Here is a 19,382-nt window from a genome sequence, read left to right on the forward strand (position 1 = left end):
TATCGGGCACACCAAATTATAAAAGAAAATAGGATGAAAAATAAATTTCCTCTAGCAGCATATTATATCGGAGTTTCATTTTTACTGACCAGCTGTCAGGTAAAATTACCATCGAAAAGAACTCCGGAGCCGACGCAATACGGGCAAATTGATAATGCCTCAGTGATGAATGGTTATCCAAAGAAGTCTGTTCCATGGATTGCCATTTCGGATCGTTCCAGAAATACGGCTTATCTTGATAAAAATGACGAAAAATCATATAAAGAAGTAAAATTCTTAGAACCTTTAATGGTCTTAAAGCATAGAGACGGTATGGTAAAAGTAGCCGAGTATATTCCGGATGCTTTAATGAAAAAAGTTTCTTCGAAGGCTATTAAGACCTATGGATGGATTCCGGAATCCGAGCTATTGCTTTGGAACAGCTCTTTAAAAGATGAAAAGACCGGTTATCCGGTAAGGGTTGCTGTGGTACCAAGCAATAGTGATGTTATCAGAAGTGCTGAAAGATATTACAAAAATGATTCGATCATGGTGTTCAACTCTCCAAGTCTGATCGAAAATGCGAATGTAAAGATACCTAACGGTCAAATTGTATATGTTTACAAACAAGCTGAGAATAACAAAAGATTTTTAGTGGGTAAAAAACCGAATATTGACATCGATAGTATCAGTACAGGATTGTATGGCTGGGTAAGTTCCAATGTGATTTCAGCATGGGGGGAACGTTCTGCAGTAAAAATGAAGAATACAACCGGTGTTACAGAAACGGCTTTAGGGTTACATGAAGGAGCGCCGGGAGGTAGTGATGCCGCAAGCAGGACTGCAATTCTTCTTACGGATGTTAATAAGAGAACGCCACTTGAAAATATTTACCCTGTTAAGCTTGCATTAAAAGAAGCGCCAACTCCGGATTCTAAAACCAAATATTTTACCAATATCCTGGACTATAGTAAGAACTATGTCTTAAATGTATTGGGAGAACCTATTTATTTTGACCGTTATCGTGAGATCACGGAAAGAAATAAAAACATCAATATTGTTTTTGCTTTAGATATCAGTGCACCTAATGCACTCTATGCTCCGATTGTAAAGTCCCTGTTACAGGACCTGCAGTTAAGATTTGAAAAGCCTTCTTATTTCAATTCTGTAAAATATGGAGTGGTTCTCTATAAAAACAATTCTTGCGGAGATAATGTAGCTGTTTCCAGCTTAAATGCTGATTACAGTAAAATAATCTCTTTCATAGAAGATAAGATTAATGAGATGAATTGTCCTACCAACAGTGGTTATCAACCCGTAAGTGAAGGTTTAACGGCTGCAGGAAATCTTCTTTCAGCGGTTCCTGATGAAACGAACCTTGTAATTACAGTGGGGACATCCGCCAACCAGAGCGGGAATATGTATGGCGTAATCAATTCTCTTACGCAAGCACAGGCAAGGCTGATCATGTTCCAGACAAGTTCTAGATCATCTGATACCTATAATGACTTCGTTTTGCTGGGGCAGAATGTTGTTTCCAATACGGCAAAAAATATTGCCGAGCTGAAAAAGCAAAAAATCATTAACCAGAATGATGTTTTAACTAAGAATAACTTTAACCTTGTGGAAGGAGATGAAGGCTTCTTCTCTTTAGATTATCCAAAGCAAAGTATGTCTCAGGGATTTGTAATATTCCCTAAAAAAGGAGATGTAACGACACCGGGCTATCTGAAAAAATCAGTTGATAGTTTAATTTCACAGGTAACCATGGATAATATGTCGATCGATAATTCCCTGAATGCTTATTTCCATTCCTCAGTAGGAGCGGGAAGAACAGATGTGGATCTGAAATATAAATATCTGTATCCGGGACTTACCAATCGCGTTCCGGCGGGAATTGCCGCTCAGCTGATCAATTACGGAAGTCCGTTCCTGGTAAAAGGGTATATTCCAAAAGATCTTAAAGATTATAAACCAGGTCTTGAAAAAGGAATTCTGATCTCTGAAACAGAATATGACAACCTAAAAGCTTTCTATAGGGAAGTATATGAGAAAACTGGTCCGGCAAGAGCAGACTTCAACCAGTCAAAAGCAATTAAAGAATATGTTCGTCTTGTTAAAAAATATAATCCGACAACAACATTCTTAGATAAAGGTGATCTTTATGAGCAGCCTATGTCTTATGCGGTGGGATTGACGACAGGTTTCGATTTGTCTGAAGAAGAGCTAATGTCAAAATATAAGCTTAAAGGATGGAGAAAATCTAAGATCGTTCTAAATGAAACAGTAAGAAAATATTTCCTTAACTACAAAGAATTGGGAGAAAGATTGCTTACTCACAGAAATAATCCGGCGGTGAAAATCCAGCAAAACGGGCAGACTTTCTATTGGCTAAATGAATATTTTATGCCGACCATGCTTCCGGTAGAGGAACCAGAGTATACAAAACATTAAAATCAATTATAGGGCGGAATTATTTCCGCCTTTTTTGTATTTACACATATTGAAATCCTGAAGAAATATCTCCGGATTATCAATTCCGGATTATTGCAAAAGAATCATTGCCAGGGAGTTCTAAAATGTTGCTACATCGATGATCGTAGAACTACTACAAATTTGTAAAAATCCATTTGAAAACTTTTATAAAAGCAGCAGGGGTACTATATTTGTTGTACATTCATTGAGTTACAATATACAATTAACGATTAAAAATTTACAATCATGGCAGCAAATTCTAGAGGGATTTTAAAATTCAACGGAGGCGAGGGTCAAAAACTATTAAAACTTAACTATAGCGTTTCCAGATCTACAGATGTATCGGGAAGGGTAGCATCAGATCCTTCAAATGCACTTATAAAACTTACAGTAGAGGCAACGGAAAAATCTGATATTCTGGAAAGCTTACTTAATGGAAAATATAAGCCGACCACCGGAGAAGTTACATTTAACAAATCTCATGAAGAAGGTACTTTAATTACTTTAAAGTGGGAAAACGGATATGTTATTCAGCATGAAGTAGATTTCGATGCAGTAGATGAAAACAGTATGCTGATCAGCTTTATCGTAAGCGCTGAGACCATTCATTATGGTCAGGGTATTTATGAAGGTCTATGGCCATCAAGCTAATTAAAAAAGGCACATTTAATCCACATTCATAGAAAAAGACTGTCCATAAAAAGACAGTCTTTTTTGCCTGAGATAATTTAGATACCCACAGAAAAGACAATCTGAAATCTTTATCAGGGAATACTTTGCCTAAAAGAAATCCTGATTGGATATTTTTTTTTACCTTTAAGCCTCACCACAATCGCAAAAATATGCTACCGATACCTGAACATACCTACGGAATTTCTTTCCGTTTATCACAGAAACCCGGCAGATTCATTAGGGATCTGCAGATGTGTACTTTACCAATAAGACCCTATTCTGATCATATTATTGCTGATGAGGCTCATGATATTTTAATGTAAGAACATTCCTGCTGATGAACTGTACAGGCAGACGTGAAACTATTTGCATACAACAACACAAAACATATTAATAAGAACATTATCAATGGGAGTACTAGTAACCAACGAAACCGTAAAACAGCTTTTTCATATTGCACAATCCATTGCAAGAGAAAATTATAATGCCACATATGGAGCTCCACATCTTTTACAGGCTTTGATGCACAAAGATATAGGACTTAACGAATTTCTGAAAAATATTGATAAAGACCCTGGATACTTTTACGAATGGGCCGACGTTCGCATAGAAGATTACCCTAAAACAACCCATCTTCCTGATGATGTGGGACAAGATGAATACGTAGATAAAATTACCGAAGAGGCAGATGACATCAGGCTGAAACTTGGACTTGATGAGATCACTCCTATTTGTATCCTTACTGCTATTGTAAAGCCTCAGGTTGCATTTACATTACAGCAGTTGAAATCCCTTCCCTTAAGAGAGCATGAAATATTCGCCCTATACAGGAAGGATATGCCTTACGGCACAGCGGAAGATGGTGAATTTTCGTCACTTTTTTCCAATACTTCGGATTTTACGGACGCCTCATTTCCTTCGATCAAAAACTATTGTGTAGACAGAACAGCACAGGCGAGGCAAGGAACATTGGAAAATATTATCGGACGGGACAAAGAATTGAGGATGCTCGTAGAGATCCTTTGCCGAAGAAGCAAACCTAATGTGATTATCATTGGTGAGCCCGGAGTTGGTAAAACAGCTTTAGTAGAAGGCTTTGCTACTGAAATCATCAGGGGAAATGTTCCGGAAATGCTAAAAAATGCCACCTTATTGGAGTTGGACACAGGAGCACTGCTGGCAGGAACATCCTATAAAGGCGAAATTGAAGATCGCCTTAAGAAAGTAATTAATGAATGTAAAAAGATTGAAAAAGCTATTTTATTCATCGATGAAATTCATACACTTTTAGATCCAAAGGGGAGCATCGGAAATGTTGCCAATTTACTGAAGCCTGAATTAGCAAGAGGCGAGATCACGGTTATCGGAGCTACCACTCAGGAGGAATACCGGAAGATCATCGAACCTGAACAGGCCTTTAACAGACGCTTTGAGGTATTGACGGTAAATGAACCGGATGAGAAAACCTGTGTGAAAATGATCGATGTTCTTCTTGAAGGTTACAAAAAACACCATAACATTGAGGTTGAAAAAACAGCCCTTCCGGAATGTGTACGTTTAGCGAAGCGCTATGCAAAAGGTAAAAAACTTCCTGATGCGGCGATTGATTTGCTGGACAGGACTATGGCTGCCATCAAAATGCTTGATGAACTTTCCGAAAAAGAGCTGGAGAGCTGGAAAGAAAGTTATGAAGAAATTCTAAAAGAAGAATATCCTGATGCTAAGGATCAGGCAGATGAGCTGATATGGACTTATAATTTGTTAAGGGATAAGATCAGCCCTATTTTGTGGGGATCGTTGAGTGAGCAACCTATGATCGATAACTCAATGCCTGTAGACCAGATCAAAAAGATCATCGATGATACCTATACTGAGCTTCTTCAGCATGCTTCCATAAAAGAGAAAAAGTTGACCGTCTGGAACTGGCCGCAGTGATGGCTGCAAAAACAAATATTCCGATAGGTAAGATTCAGGCACAGGAAAAAGAGAAGCTCCTTAATATGGAATCGCTTCTTATGAACCGTGTAGTCGGACAGGATCATGCCTTAAAGATCCTTTCTGATGCTATCGTTGAAAACAGAAGCGGACTGAACAAGCCGGGGCAGCCAATAGGATCATTCTTCTTACTGGGACCTACAGGAACAGGAAAAACGGAGCTGGCAAAATCAATGGCAGAACTTCTTTTTAATGATGAGAAAGCGATGGTGCGTTTCGATATGTCTGAATTTAAAGAAGAACATTCCGCAGCCCTGCTTTATGGGGCTCCCCCGGGATATGTAGGATATGAAGAAGGAGGAATGCTGGTTAATAAAATAAGACAGCAACCGTACACAGTCGTTTTATTTGATGAAATTGAAAAAGCCCACCATTCAGTTTTTGATGTATTCCTTCAGATTATGGATGAGGGTAAAGTACATGATAAACTCGGAAAAGAAGGAGATTTCAGTAACGCCCTTATATTATTTACTTCCAACATCGGAAGTGAAGAAATTGTAAAGCAATTTGAAGAAGGTAAGGTTCCTGAATCCTCTTCATTAATGCAGATCATGTCGAACTCCGGAAGATTCAGACCGGAATTTTTGGCAAGGATTACGGAGATCATTCCTTTTGCACCAATTACCGAATCTATTGCAGAAAGGATCTTTAATATTCAGCTGAAATCACTCCATACTTCACTAACCAGACTGGGTATGACGCTTACAATAAGTGACGAGGCTGTAAAAAATCTTGCTCTTGGAGGCTTTAGCAGTAAATATGGAGCAAGGCAGATCTCAGGTGTTATCCGTGCACAGCTGGCCAGACCTATTTCCAAAATGATCGTTCGTGAAGAAGTAAAATCCGGGCAGACAATCCATGTAGGCTGGAATGCTGAAGAGGATAAACTGACATGGAGTGTGGCGTAGTGTTAAGATAAATCCATTTTAAAATGTTTTTATTTTTAATTTAAAATAGTTATTAGTACAATGAAATTTAATTTCAAACATATTGTAACCGGAATGTTGTTGCTGATTTCTTCTCATTTTGTAAATGGGCAGTTTCTTTCAGCTTCTGATACTTCCGAAAACAGTGTGAGAAGATATAAAAGTATCATCAGTTCGAACAAAGAGATCGTAGAATTTATAGAATATTCACTTTCTCAAAAAGGGTTACCCAGGCATCTTAGAAATTTAGCCCTGATTGAATCCGGTTTTGACCGGAAACAAATTTCCGGTGCCGGTGCGGTAGGTGTATGGCAGTTTATGACGGCACATGCCAATCAATACGGTCTTTCTGAGCAAAGCCGTTCGGATTTATACAGAAGTACCAAAACAGCAGTGATTTCCCTGGGGAAGCTATACAAAAAATACAACAACTGGGTAACTGTAGTAGCTGCTTATAACTGTGGCGAGGGTAATATTTCAAGAGCAATGGATGCTGCGGGATCTTCGCAATATCATATTTTTAGTAAATATCTTCCCGGAGAAACAATAAACCATGTTAAAAAATATTTAAATGCCTGCTATGCCACAGGTGAATTGCAAAGCGTACTGAATGATTATAACAATTCACGCATGAATATGATATTTGAAAACAGGACAGGCCAATATACCGCACCTAATTTAGCTGAAACAGATATCAATGCCGGGTTTGACTTAAGTATTATAGCCGAAGAACTGGATGTAGATGTAGATAAAATACTTACCTGGAATCCGGGAATCATGGATGAGCTCAAGCAAAGCGGCGAAAGCATATTCTATCTGCCGGTAGATCTCATGCCTGATTTTCTTTTAAAAAAGAATAAAATACTGAGCCGCTCTGTCAGGAAGAAATAAAGTAATGATTAAGGTTTAATAATAATGTTTAACGATCCAAATGCAGTTTATATGAAAACAAAATCACCCAACATATCCCAAAATCCTTCTTTTCGTCCTTCACAAAATGCTGATCGCGTTTCGGAGAGCCATCATACGGGGATCAACCGTCTCGTAAAATTGTCTCTTGTGATCGAAGGAAATGTGATCAGATACTATAAGCATTTCACTTTGAAGCAAAGTGCACAACGTCACCACGAGTTTACGCTTACTTTAGCGCACGATGCACTTGGAGGAAGACAAACACATACTTTGGAAGAAGCCAATAAATTTTTGGGTAAGCGTCTTACAGCTGTGATTTCTTACAAAGACATAGAAAACAGTCCCGAAAGAACGTTTGTGGGAGTAATTACAGGAGTAGGATTCAGCCAGGAGCAAATGAGCCTTGGGAACATTGTTTTAACAGGATATAGCCCTACCATCCTTTTGGACGGTGCTCCGCATATTCAGAGTTTTGGAGGTGACCAGGCCGTTAATATGGGGATTATTGCAGAGGAAGTGATTAAGCAGGGTATCGATAAAAGCCGGTTTGATATCAGGATAGATACTAATGATTATTCCCAGATTGTTTATAGCAGCCAGTATGATGAAACCCACTATAACTATCTGGCGAGAATGGCGGAAGCTTACGGTGAGCAATTTTTCTATGATGGAGAGGTCTTGCACTTTGGAAAGCTTCCTGCACAAAATAAACCGATCAAACTTACCTACGGGAGTAATGCCAATGATGTAAAAGTAGAACTGAAAGCAGTTCATACAAAGCCTCAGTTTTATGGATACAACAGCAGTAGAAATGAAAAGCTTACTTCCGGTGAAACACCGATTCAGCATGTAAGTGATCTTGCCAAAACAGCGTATGCCCATAATGATAAAATCTTCAAAACACCGGCTCTGCAGGTAGCACCTGTAAAAGCGTCAACACACCTTGATGTGGAATATTCCCAGAAAAGTGCTGCGGGGAGTGAAGCGGTAGGTGTTTTTTCCATTTCCGGAAAAACTACGGTGCCTTTTTTACATCCGGGATGTATTGTAGATGTGCAGATGCGTAAGCCTGATACCAATGAAAGTGATTATTTCACCAGGATTATGATCACCGAAACCACCCACGAGATCGATACAATCGGTCATTATCAGGGAAGCTTTGAAGGCATTGCATCGGACACCGGATTTTTACCAAAACCGGATTTTAAAATTCCGAAAGCAGAACCACAGATTGCCACTGTAATTTCCAATGCCGATCCTGAAAACCAGGGGCGGGTACAGGTAAGATTTGACTGGCAGACTAATGATATTACCCATTTTATCCGCGTAATGACTCCTGATGCAGGGGGAACGGATCAGATTACTCAAAACAGAGGCTATGTAGCAGTACCGGAAGTAGGAGACCAGGTGATGGTCAATTTTGTTCACAGCCATCCTGACCGCCCGTTTGTAATGGGGGGAATGTTTCATGGTGGTGTAGGTTTAGGAGGAGGAGTAGATAACCGTGTAAAATCCATTCAGACAAGAAGTGGGCACCGTATTATTTTTACGGAAGATGAAAGCATCATTATTACGGATAAGTCGGGAAATAAGATCCATTTGGACACCACCGGAAGTAACATCACAATCACAGCTCCTGAAACCATGACATTGAACTGCCGGAATATGAATATTAATGTTGGAGAAAATATGAATACCTATGTCGGGATGAACAAAATGGATAAAATAATGCTCAATAATACGGAAAGCGTAGGGTCTATGAAATATGTGACTACCGGGCGGATTTTACAACCAATGTCATTGGAAAAATGAGCCATTATGTGAAAGGGGACATGGAGGTATACGGAGAAAAAGAACACAAGCTGACCAGCTTAAAAGGAGTTGAGGTCAATAGTGAAGGAAAAGTAGAACATCACGCTGAAAAAGAAGTTCAAAACAATAGTGGTGAGAAATCTAAAAATCACTAGTCATGAGCATCGAGTATTTTGTAGAAGGTAAGACGACTACGAGAACCGGAGGGAATTATTTAACCTACGCCAAGGGAGGCATAGAACATAACAGTTCGGTTTCGGTAGAGCAGAAAGGCAAGGATTCCGGGGTAAGCTATGGACAGGCACAAAAAGTAAACCCCAATGATAAGCCCGTAAATTCGATTGATATCAGCTTGAATCTTTTTTTTGACGGAACCCAGAATAATAAAACCAATACCATGCTGGGTGGAGGTTTTAAGGAAGCCAGCAGCGATAAGGATGATAGCTACAACAATGAATTTACGAACGTAGCGAAAGGATATGACGCTATAGATCCCAATGCGGGTAACCAGGTGTCGTGGTACATTGAGGGGATCGGAACAGAAGATAAAGAAAGCGATAGTATCCTGAAAGGAGTTGCACAAGGTACCGGAAGCACAGGAGTAGTCGCCAAGGTGGCTAAAGGATGTTTAAAGGGAGCACAGGCGATTGTAGATAAATTAAAAAATAACATTAGGCCGATCAATATTCTAACTGTAAATGTGTTCGGGTTTAGCCGCGGAGCAGCGGCGGCAAGACATTTTGTACATGTAGCCAACTCAAAAGCTTATGTCTCTTATTCTAACTTTGGAAAAGTCCTGCAGGTTTTTCCACCTGAAGACATCAAAGACGGATATCTGACCATCAGTGATAAAGATGGATCCAAAGATGCATTTATAAATCAACATGGTTATTTTGGAGCTTGTCTCCTGGCGCAGGGACTGGAGGTTAAAGAGATCAGATTCAGATTTGCCGGGCTATATGATACGGTAGCGTCCTATGGACTTAATCACAGAGGGGGCTTTGGTATTGATAATGATACCAAACAGCTGGGGCTGGATACCATTGGAAGAGGGAAAGTACAGTTTGCCCTGCAGTTGGCTTCTGATGATGAATACAGGGATAATTTTGACCTTACGAACATCAATAGTACAGGATTGTATGGTCTGGAATTTACCCTTCCGGGAGTTCACTCCGATATTGGAGGGTCCTACGGCATTGGAGAGGAAATTTCCGTGTTGTATTGTGATCCTTATGATCCTTATCAGAATGTAGAAACGCATAAAGAGTGTGAAGCATTTAAAAAAATTGTTGTAGAAGAAGGCTGGTATCATGAAGACCAATTGAAAATTAAATATTTTTACCAAAAAGACGTCAATTATGACCGGTGGTGGAATAAAGGAGCACAATATTATGGTTTGGTAGGAACAAGGAAGCTTTCCAATATGTATGATAAAATTCCCTTAAACCAAATGTTTCATTATTCCAGAAATAATGATATTAAGTATCTGGAAGATGTCATCGAAAAAAATCATAAAATAAATGACAGCTTTATGAAGAAGATCTATTCGCAGTTATCCACATATATGAATGCATGCAATGATCTCCGGAATAAATATATAGAAGCATATAATTCAGGGGATACCTCTTCCTCTTCCCGTTATATAAAGGATATTAAAGCTATTTCCTATTTAGGGCATATCGATAAAGAAGATCTGAAAATACTTAGAAATCAGTACCTTCATTGGTCTGCTAAGACCAATCAGATTGGGTTAGATACAAGACCTAATGATAATGCTCCTAAGGAAAGAGGCGCATTGGAAGCGAAATACAGAAAAAGGAATATACAGGATGGATAAGCTGAAAAGATTGATCTATTTATTTTTAGTACTCATTTTTAATTATAATTATGGTCAGAAAACGCCAGACATAACCGGACAATATTATTTTGGAGAAAAGCAGATTTATCTGTATATTTTTCCTGATAACCGGTTTGTTGCGATAGGAGCGTCCACGGTTGCTATTGGAAGAGCGTCAATACAAAATAATGCTTTGATTTTTAATCCTATCCATCAAAAATCAGAATACCTCTTATATAGTAGGAAAACTCCTGGTGAAAACCGATTGATTATTACCGATCAGCAGATCATCCGGAACAAGATATACTTGAGTACAGAATCAGATATTCTGCGTCCTGTCCGCATTAACGTAGATTGCGGACAAACTGGTTACTTCATTCCATTTCAAAATAAAGTACAGGATCTGATCGTAAAAAATAACGCTGATGTTGTAAATGTATTTCCGCTGGACAATATGAGCAACGATCTGTTGTTATTCTTTCTGGAAAAAGAACAGGATATTTCTGAACTTAATGGCATCATTACGATTAAGGAGGGACACATTAAAGATAGTAACCTCGTGCGCCGCTCACCGCTTAAGTTGGGAAATACCACTGATATTGAAGAAGAAAAACCGGAAAATATACTGGCGAAATTCGACAAAATATATTCAATTTTCGATCAGGATAAGATATATTTGAATGAAGATTATCATGTTGTTCAGGATAAAATAGACCTCGGAACTTATTCTTTTAACAAAAATAAAAATCAATACGAAAAAAAGAATAGTACAAACGATCAGCATCTCAGGATCATTTATCCATATGTTAAAATAAAACAGAAACCGGCTAAAGAACTGAAATACAGATATGATCCCCAAAACTTCCTGGTCGCAAAATGTTTGAAGGATCCGGGACTGATAAGGGAAGAAAGCAATGATTCTGATCCCCCGCTTCCTGTACAACCCGCTTCTCAAAAATAATGAAATTGATATGAGATTGATTAAGATATTGTTTTTATTGGCAATTTTTGCCCAAAATATAAGCTGTCAGAAAATGAAAGAAAAAGAAATACCCCAGTTTCAGGTAGAAATATGTGCTCCAGCCAATCCATATAGAATAGAGTTCGTTGATGATAAGATCATAACCCTCGAAGGCATTCCTGCCAGCTTGCCTTATGGCGGAACATCAGGTGAATGGGGGACATCCGGAAAAGGATGGACCGAGCAGCATGGAACTCCGATTGGAGCTGATATTACTTACTATGCAGGGTATGAAGATACTTTTTACCATCTGAAAGCGGACTTTCCGGAAGATAAAATTAAAGACTATATGGAACGGGCTTATGCCCAAAGTGAAGTTCCTCTTTACACCGAAGAACTTCAGGAATATAAAAACCTGGGACGAAATGAAACTTTTGGAAGTGCACAAAATCCTTACAATAGCTTTTCAACTTTGGTTTTTGGTTTTGCTCCCAAGGGAATGGTAGTTGTATGGCTTCGTTTTCGTGCTGTTCAAATAGAATTAGGCAGGTTTCAGGCCGATGCAGTAAAAAATGATAAAGAGCTTGAGAAAAAGCTGTTTGCTAAATGGAGTATGACCAGAGAAGAGGTTAAAAAAAGGGATTTTAATCCTGATGCATCACCCGTTACATGGGATAATTATAGAACAAAGTATTCCTGGAAACCTTTGATTACTTCCCAGAATAAAGGACTTCGCCTATTTGATATGAACCTGGATTTTTACAATGGTGAAACGGAAGTGATGCTTCGTCCATGGATTAATAACATTCAGATCAAAGAAAGGGCAATACCTAAAGAATTGAACTTTACCTGGGAAACTGGAAAAGGACAACAATACCTGGGGCGTGCTTTTTTTAGTTGGGAAAAAGCAAATGAAGCCTTCAGGAAAACAGGAAGCAAGGGAAATCTTGAACTAACAATAGCTCCTGATAACAGCGGATTTCAGATCTCTCTGAATGGGGAGCCTTTTCCGGCTGATAGCATAAGGATTTTCAAGACCGAAAAAGAGTTTCACGATTCTTATAAATAATCAATAGAGAAATAAAAGAAGGTTTTTCTTTTTGAAACAGGGACATGATTTTAATCAATGTTACCTATTCTTATTTTTACTTAGTATAAATAAAACTTACATTTGCGGCTGAAAAATTGACTAAATGAAACGTGCCGTTATTGTTGCCTTTTTTTTCGGGGGCTTGGGTTGGGCTTTTGCCCAAAATTCAGGATCTATCTCCGGGACTCTCAAACAGTATAATGGAGATAATCTCTCCGAAGCGACCATAGAGCTGATAGAGACTCATAAGCATACCCTAACTGATCAGAATGGTAACTTCAGTTTTAATGAATTGCCGGAAGGAGATTACCACCTTAAAATACAGGTTATTGGCTCCAATGAGAAAATTGTAGGAGTACATGTAAAGCAGAATGAACCAGCAGTGGTCAATTACCAGCTGGAGAAAGAAAATATTTCCGTTATTCAGGAAATTACTTTATCTACGGTCACCAATAAGTTTTCTAAAAAGGAAAGTCCTTATGTTTCCAAGCTTCCCTTGAAAAATATCGAAACCCCGCAGGTTTACCTCAGTGTTCCAAAAGAGTTGATTCAGGAACAGATTGCAGTTAATCTGGGAAGTATCTCAAAAAATATTCCGGGTTCCGGAATTCCCATGCTTGCCAATCAGGGACGTGTTACATTCCTTTCCCGTGGATTTACCACGGAGCCTATGGTAAGAAACGGGATCTCAGGTTTTGCCTACACTACCATTGATCCGGCAAACCTTGAAAAAATTGAAGCTATTAAAGGACCTTCGGCAACCTTATTTGGCTCAAATCTGTCGACATATGGAGGTTTATTTAACAGGGTAACCAAAAAGCCGTATAATGGTTTCGGAGGAGAAGTGTCCTATACGGCAGGAAGCTGGAACTACAACAGGTTTACTGCAGATATTAATACACCAGTGAATAAGGATAAGACCATTCTTTTCCGGTTAAATGGTGCGGCCACGTACCAGAAAAGCTTTCAGGATCTTGGATTTAGTAATGCGATCTCAATGGCACCCTCTATTTCCTATCAGATCAATGACAGGCTTTCTCTTTTATTTGACATCGAATATGGCCACGAGAAGGCTACCTCTGTTGTGAGGTTTAATCCTTACCTGAAAAGCAATAAAGTACAATCTATTGCTGATATGGGATTTCCTTATAACCGGTTGTTTGGAAGCAATGATATTGCTTATGAAACAGAAATGATGAATATTTTTGCACAAATGAACTATAAGATTTCTGATTACTGGACATCTCAAACCGTTTTCTCACGTGCAAGATCGACCATAGACGGATACATTACTGCCATCAATGGGACTTCTGATACAAAAGCAAGCTTACAGGTGATGAAGGGAAATACCAATTTCATTGCGACCAATATTCAACAAAATTTTATTGGGGACTTTCAGATTTCAGGACATAGAAACAGATTGATCATTGGGCTGGATTATTACAACAATGCGAATAGTTTCGACAGGGTAACGGTGACAGGTGCTCCATTTGATTTTACCAGCAATACGCCCTATTCAGCCAATCAATCTACGATAGATAATCTTGCTAGTTCAGGAACCCCAAGGATCGAAAAAAATGGAGACAACAGCTATGCTATTTATGCATCCGATGTCTTCAATATTACCGACAGATTTCTGGCTATGGTAAGTCTGAGGGCAGACCGATATCAAAATCTTGGAGTTACCGATATTGCTAAAAATGTAAACTCAGGTGATTACTGGCAGACTAATTTTTCCCCAAAATTCGGTTTGGTTTACCAGGTGGTAAAAGACAAAGTATCCATTTTCGGAAACTATATGAATGGATTTACCAATAAAGGAGGATCAGATATCAACGGAAACACTTTCAAACCGGAACAGGCAAACCAGAAAGAAATAGGAATAAAGGGAGACCTTTTTGGACATAAGCTGGTAGGAACAGTGAGCTATTATGATATTGATGTAAAAAATATGGTGCGACCTGATCCTGTTAATAATCTGTATTCTTTACAAGACGGAGGGCAGAGAAGTAAAGGAGTAGAGGTAGAATTTACTGCAAACCCTTTTCGTGGATTCAATATTATTGCTGGATATGCCTATAATGACAGTAAAATGACCAAAGCAGAAGAAAAAATCAATGGGTTGCGTCCTGCTTTATCCGGACCATCCAATCTTTACAATTTATGGATGAGCTATCAAATCATGGCGGGAGAATTAAAAGGACTCGGAGTGGGTTTTGGAGGAAATAAGGGAAATCATTCTTTCCAGACCAATACGACAACAGCTAAAGTTATTATCCCGGCATATACTACTTTAGATGCTACAGTCTTTTATGATCATAAAAATTTCAGAGCAGGAATAAAAGTGAATAACCTGACCAATGAAAAAACATGGTCGGTAAGATTAACTCCACAAAATCCGACCCAGGTCCTCGGGAGTATTGCATATAAATTTTAAATTTAAGCTGTGATTTTCACAGCTTTTTTTGAATCTAATCTTATGTTAACACCTTCTAAATTTTATTAATTTTTTGTTAATATCTCTCGGATGGGTGTTAAAAATAATTAGATATATTGACTGAATTTTAATTATAATTATTTGATTATAAGTGTTTTAATGTGTTATTTATTTCTATTATCGTAGAATTACTACACCAAATCGTAGAATTACTACAAAAACTCAGATAGGTGATCAAAAAGTTTCAGATTAAGAATAAGCAATCTATATTTGCTATACAATTGAACACCACATCACAAAATATTAACGATTAAAATTTACAAATCATGGCAGCAAATTCAAGAGGAATCTTAAAATTCAACGGAGGCGAAGGTCAGAAATTATTAAAGCTTAATTACAGCGTATCAAGATCTACAGACGTTTCAGGACGTGTAGCTTCTGACCCTTCCAACGCAATCATCAAATTAACGATCGAAGCTACAGAAAAATCTGACATCTTAGAAAGCTTACTTAACGGGAAATACAAGCCTACAACAGGTGAAGTTACTTTCAATAAATCTCACGAAGAAGGAACATTAATTACTTTAACATGGGAGAACGGATATGTTATTCAGCACGAAGTAGACTTTGATGCTGTGGATGACAACAGTATGCTGATCAGCTTCATCGTAAGTGCAGAAAAAATCCATTATGGTAACGGTATCTATGAAGGTATCTGGCCAGGTGGAAGCAGCAATTAATTAAACCATCCTAGTAAAAATAAAATTGGTACAGAATAGTTTACTCACCAGAGTTGACTATTCTGTTTTTTCGTTTTGAGATCCATAACTCTATAAAAATATCATATATATCTATTAATTAGGTGTTTATGATTTTTGGTTTAGAGGGAATATAGAAAATTATCTGATCATAAGATGATTTTATTTCACAACATCAGCTAATCAATTCAAATAGTAAGATTATGTTTAAGGATGGTCAATCGCCGAAAATGTCGGCGCCCAAAAATATAAAAGGTCCTGCAGAACAACTGGGAGATACAGTGAAAACACAGGCAATACAAAAGGGTAGTGAAAAAATACAGGAAAAAGCAAATCCGAAAGTTCAGAAAATAACCCAAAAGCTATCCCAGGCTCAGGCTTATTCAGGCATGGCACAAAATGCCTCCGGTCTTTTTATGAACCAGGTTGTGCAGCCTACAGCTCCTTCTGTTATAGAAGATAAAGTATGGTCCAAGCAACCTACTTCCAAAATACATAATGCGAATGCGCTCCCTCAAAGCCAGATCATGGGTATCAATAGGGTGGTAAAACTTGATATTATTATTGAAGGAAAAATTGTAAAACACTTTAAACACTTTAAGCTTAAACAAAGTGCTACAAAACATCATGAATTCGATTTAATGCTTGCTCATGATACACTGGGAAATCCGGAAAACCATAACCTTGAAGAAGCCCAAAATTTCCTTGGAAAAAGAATCACTGTCGTATTTAAATACAAAGACGTTGAAGATGGACCTGAAAGAAGTTTTGTAGGGGTTATTACCGAAGTAGGTTTTAGCCAGGAGAAGGGCAGCCTTGGAAATGTAGTACTTACGGGATCAAGTCCTACCGTTTTGCTTGATGCGGCTCCTCATATCCAGAGCTTTGGAGGAGGTAAAGAAATAAGCTTAAATAGCATCGCAGATCAGGTTATAAAAGAAGGATTGGGACAAAATAAGTTTGACTTCCGGGTTGATTCACAACATGGAAATGTCTCTTACAGCTCCCAATATGAGGAAACCCATTATAATTATCTTGCAAGAATTGCCGAAGCCTATGGTGAGCAATTCTATTATGACGGTGAAGTTCTTCATTTCGGAAAATTGCCGCCTCAGGAAAAACCAATCAAGCTTACTTATGGCAGCAGCGTTCAGGATATAAAAATAAGAATGAAGGCTCAGCATGTTAATCCTACTTTTTATGGGTATAACAGCAGTAAGAATGAAAAACTAACCACCGGTAATTCAAAAATTACCCATACTTCAGATATTGCCAAGCGTGCATACGAAATTTCAGAAAAAACATTTACAACGCCATCTCTGAGAGTAGCTCCGATTAAGGCTTCATCATTTATGGACATTGACGCATCCCAAAAAGGTACTGCGGGAAGTAAAGCATCCAGTGTTTTCATTACTTCAGGAACCACTACTGTTCCTTTCCTGTATCCAGGATGTACTGCCGATATTGAGATGCGGAAAACAGACAGTAATGAAACCTCTTATTTCACAAAACTCATGATCATAGATATGACTCACGAGGTAGATGCAAGAGGATATTATACAGGAACATTTGATGCGATTGCATCTGATACAGGATTTATTCCACGGCCGGAGTTTGAAACCCCTAAAGCAGAACCTCAGTTTGCCAAAGTGATCTCCAATACCGATCCCTTAAACCAGGGTCGTGTACAGGTACAGTTTGACTGGCAAAACGGATCTGCAACCACGGAATTTATCAGAGTGATGACTCCCGATGGTGGAGGAAGTGAAAAAGTAAGCAAAAATCGTGGATTTATGGCCATCCCTGAAGTCGGCGATCAGGTTGTGGTTAATTTCGTTCATCAACATCCGGACCGTCCTTTTGTTATGGGAGGTATGTTTCACGGAGGTGTTGGCGGTGGCGGTGGCGCAGGAAATAATATTAAAAGCTTAAGCAGCAGAAGTGGTAATAAACTGGAACTGGATGACGGAGCAGGTTCTGTTTTTTTAACAGATCAGGGAGGTGCGAATATGAAGTTTGATGGTGCCGGTAATGCAACGACCAATGCCAATAACAATAAGACAGTAAAAGTAGGTAATAACAATACAGTAAATACAGGTAGCAAAAATGTCATCAATGTCGGAAGTAAAGATGGCGGTGGTGCCAATTCTGTGTTTTCAATGGATAATGCCGGAAATATATCTTTAGAATGCGACACGAATGTAACCATCAAGACAGGTGCCAGTTCAATTACATTAAAAGCTGACGGAACAATTATCCTCAGCGGAAAGATCATTGGAATCAGTGGAGAGGGAATCGGAGTTGTAGGTACCAAAGGAATTGATCTTTCATCTCCTGCCAATCATCTCGGTGGCGGACAGACCAAGATCGATGGTGGGGACGCATTTATTAATTAAACAGATCTATGAGTGAATCATTCAACATAAAAGATAAATTTTCTGAACAATATACTCTTATAATAGATTCAGATATTAAAGCGGTAAATGTACACATGATTTCCCGTTCACAGTTAAGATGGGATTTCACCGTTCTACAGGTAGCAGAGGATCATATTAAAGTAAAAATAATTGTTCTGGACCACATTCTTCTTGAAGCCAATAATCCTCTAATTAAAGAGGTGGCAGCACTTACGAATGCGTTTTCCAGGTTGTATAATGAATTATATCTGACCATAAATAGTGAAGGCAAAGTCGTGGAAGTTTCCAATATGAATGTCATTCGTTCAAAGTGGCAGCAGACCAAGGCTGAAATGGAAAAGATAGCAGAAAATAATCCTGAAATTAAAAATGCGATTATCTTAAATGATAACATCTTCCAGGATGAAAAGAAGCTGATAGAAGGCATTCAGAATAATGAATTTTTCCTGATGTATTTTAATAAAATCTATGGACGAAAAATCCCGGGAAATTACAAGGAAAATGCATTAAACCTTTTTAATTCAGCCAATGTACACTGGAGTTTTGACCTGAAGAATAGCAGTAACCCATTACTGTCTTCCGATGAAATGATTGTAGAACTTTCCGGAGAACCATCCATTTTATTGAACATAGGATTTTATAACCGGGCGTATATTCAGTTTTCCAATCAGATCGATGTTTCCAAACTGGAAACCTCACTCAACGAAAAAGGGATTTACAGAACGGAAAAATCTACAGGAAGAATCATAGAAGCTTCCCTTACGAGAGAAGAAATTGCCGATCCTGAAAATCTTTATGCAAAATTGAAATATACATTTTATAGCGACGAAATTCTTAAATATAAAATGTCAGATGAATACAATACAGCGACTTCCTGATGTAAAGTCTTATATAAAGAGCATTTCTATAAGAAATTACCGCCTCGGATTTAATTTAAAATTCGACAGGAAAAACTGTATTAAAAGCTTTTTCATCTTTATGGCTAAAGAATATGAAAAAGATCAGGAGAAATTTATCAGAAAAACCGTTTACGGAATTGAGCATCAGCGGATCGATGATAGAAACAGGATAAAAGCCCATACTCGAAAACAAACCCTAAAAAGACTGTAAT

Annotated in this window: 13 protein-coding genes and 2 pseudogenes; all 15 read left to right on the forward strand. The window is 38.3% G+C overall.

What is annotated here, in order from left to right; translation table 11 throughout:
• Nucleotides 1-33: 33 nt before the first annotated feature.
• The 15 genes and pseudogenes from tssR (at nucleotide 34) to MTQ00_RS20810 (ending at nucleotide 19,381) form a co-directional block, all read left to right on the forward strand.
• Complete coding sequence (gene tssR / locus MTQ00_RS20745) at nucleotides 34-2,433, forward strand: type VI secretion system protein TssR domain-containing protein (protein WP_273650848.1); 2,400 nt, start codon at nucleotides 34-36, stop codon at nucleotides 2,431-2,433.
• Between the two features lie 267 nt (nucleotides 2,434-2,700).
• Nucleotides 2,701-3,105 carry a type VI secretion system tube protein TssD gene (gene tssD, locus MTQ00_RS20750; RefSeq protein WP_172284086.1) on the forward strand — a complete coding sequence of 135 codons (405 nt, stop codon included), beginning with the start codon at nucleotides 2,701-2,703 and terminating at the stop codon, nucleotides 3,103-3,105.
• A gap of 191 nt (nucleotides 3,106-3,296) precedes the next feature.
• The gene (locus MTQ00_RS20755; RefSeq protein WP_273650849.1) at nucleotides 3,297-3,449 is read left to right on the forward strand and encodes a hypothetical protein; all 153 of its coding nucleotides are present in this window, start codon (nucleotides 3,297-3,299) and stop codon (nucleotides 3,447-3,449) included.
• A gap of 85 nt (nucleotides 3,450-3,534) precedes the next feature.
• A pseudogene (locus tag MTQ00_RS20760) lies at nucleotides 3,535-6,029 on the forward strand (ATP-dependent Clp protease ATP-binding subunit).
• Between the two features lie 60 nt (nucleotides 6,030-6,089).
• Nucleotides 6,090-6,938, forward strand: a complete 849-nt coding sequence (locus MTQ00_RS20765) for a lytic transglycosylase domain-containing protein (RefSeq protein WP_172284092.1) — start codon at nucleotides 6,090-6,092, stop codon at nucleotides 6,936-6,938.
• A gap of 51 nt (nucleotides 6,939-6,989) precedes the next feature.
• Nucleotides 6,990-8,676 (forward strand): annotated as a pseudogene (locus tag MTQ00_RS20770) (type VI secretion system Vgr family protein); the annotation flags it as partial.
• A 91-nt stretch (nucleotides 8,677-8,767) separates the two neighbouring features.
• Nucleotides 8,768-8,926 carry a hypothetical protein gene (locus MTQ00_RS22410; RefSeq protein ID WP_442868064.1) on the forward strand — a complete coding sequence of 53 codons (159 nt, stop codon included), beginning with the start codon at nucleotides 8,768-8,770 and terminating at the stop codon, nucleotides 8,924-8,926.
• 2 nt (nucleotides 8,927-8,928) lie between these two features.
• Nucleotides 8,929-10,608 carry a T6SS phospholipase effector Tle1-like catalytic domain-containing protein gene (locus MTQ00_RS20775; protein WP_273650850.1) on the forward strand — a complete coding sequence of 560 codons (1,680 nt, stop codon included), beginning with the start codon at nucleotides 8,929-8,931 and terminating at the stop codon, nucleotides 10,606-10,608.
• Nucleotides 10,601-11,569, forward strand: a complete 969-nt coding sequence (locus MTQ00_RS20780) for a hypothetical protein (RefSeq protein WP_273650851.1) — start codon at nucleotides 10,601-10,603, stop codon at nucleotides 11,567-11,569. The genes MTQ00_RS20775 and MTQ00_RS20780 overlap by 8 nt, the downstream gene beginning before the upstream one ends.
• 73 nt (nucleotides 11,570-11,642) lie before the next feature.
• Nucleotides 11,643-12,638 carry a DUF2931 family protein gene (locus MTQ00_RS20785; RefSeq protein WP_273650852.1) on the forward strand — a complete coding sequence of 332 codons (996 nt, stop codon included), beginning with the start codon at nucleotides 11,643-11,645 and terminating at the stop codon, nucleotides 12,636-12,638.
• 124 nt (nucleotides 12,639-12,762) lie between these two features.
• Nucleotides 12,763-15,096 (forward strand): TonB-dependent receptor, encoded by a 2,334-nt coding sequence (locus tag MTQ00_RS20790; RefSeq protein ID WP_273650853.1) that lies wholly within the window; start codon nucleotides 12,763-12,765, stop codon nucleotides 15,094-15,096.
• Between the two features lie 326 nt (nucleotides 15,097-15,422).
• Nucleotides 15,423-15,836: a type VI secretion system tube protein TssD gene (gene tssD / locus MTQ00_RS20795; protein ID WP_172284101.1), complete on the forward strand. Its 414-nt coding sequence runs from the start codon at nucleotides 15,423-15,425 to the stop codon at nucleotides 15,834-15,836.
• Between the two features lie 248 nt (nucleotides 15,837-16,084).
• Nucleotides 16,085-18,250 carry a type VI secretion system Vgr family protein gene (locus MTQ00_RS20800; RefSeq protein ID WP_273650854.1) on the forward strand — a complete coding sequence of 722 codons (2,166 nt, stop codon included), beginning with the start codon at nucleotides 16,085-16,087 and terminating at the stop codon, nucleotides 18,248-18,250.
• Nucleotides 18,251-18,258: 8 nt separating this feature from the next.
• Nucleotides 18,259-19,149, forward strand: coding sequence for a hypothetical protein (locus MTQ00_RS20805; RefSeq protein ID WP_172284105.1), 891 nt, complete (start codon nucleotides 18,259-18,261; stop codon nucleotides 19,147-19,149).
• On the forward strand, nucleotides 19,124-19,381 hold the full coding sequence (locus tag MTQ00_RS20810; protein ID WP_172284107.1) for a hypothetical protein: 258 nt from the start codon (nucleotides 19,124-19,126) through the stop codon (nucleotides 19,379-19,381). Before MTQ00_RS20805 ends, MTQ00_RS20810 begins: the two co-directional genes overlap by 26 nt.
• Nucleotide 19,382 lies beyond the last annotated feature (1 nt).

This window comes from Chryseobacterium sp. B21-037 (genome assembly GCF_028570785.1).
GTDB lineage: Bacteria > Bacteroidota > Bacteroidia > Flavobacteriales > Weeksellaceae > Chryseobacterium > Chryseobacterium proteolyticum.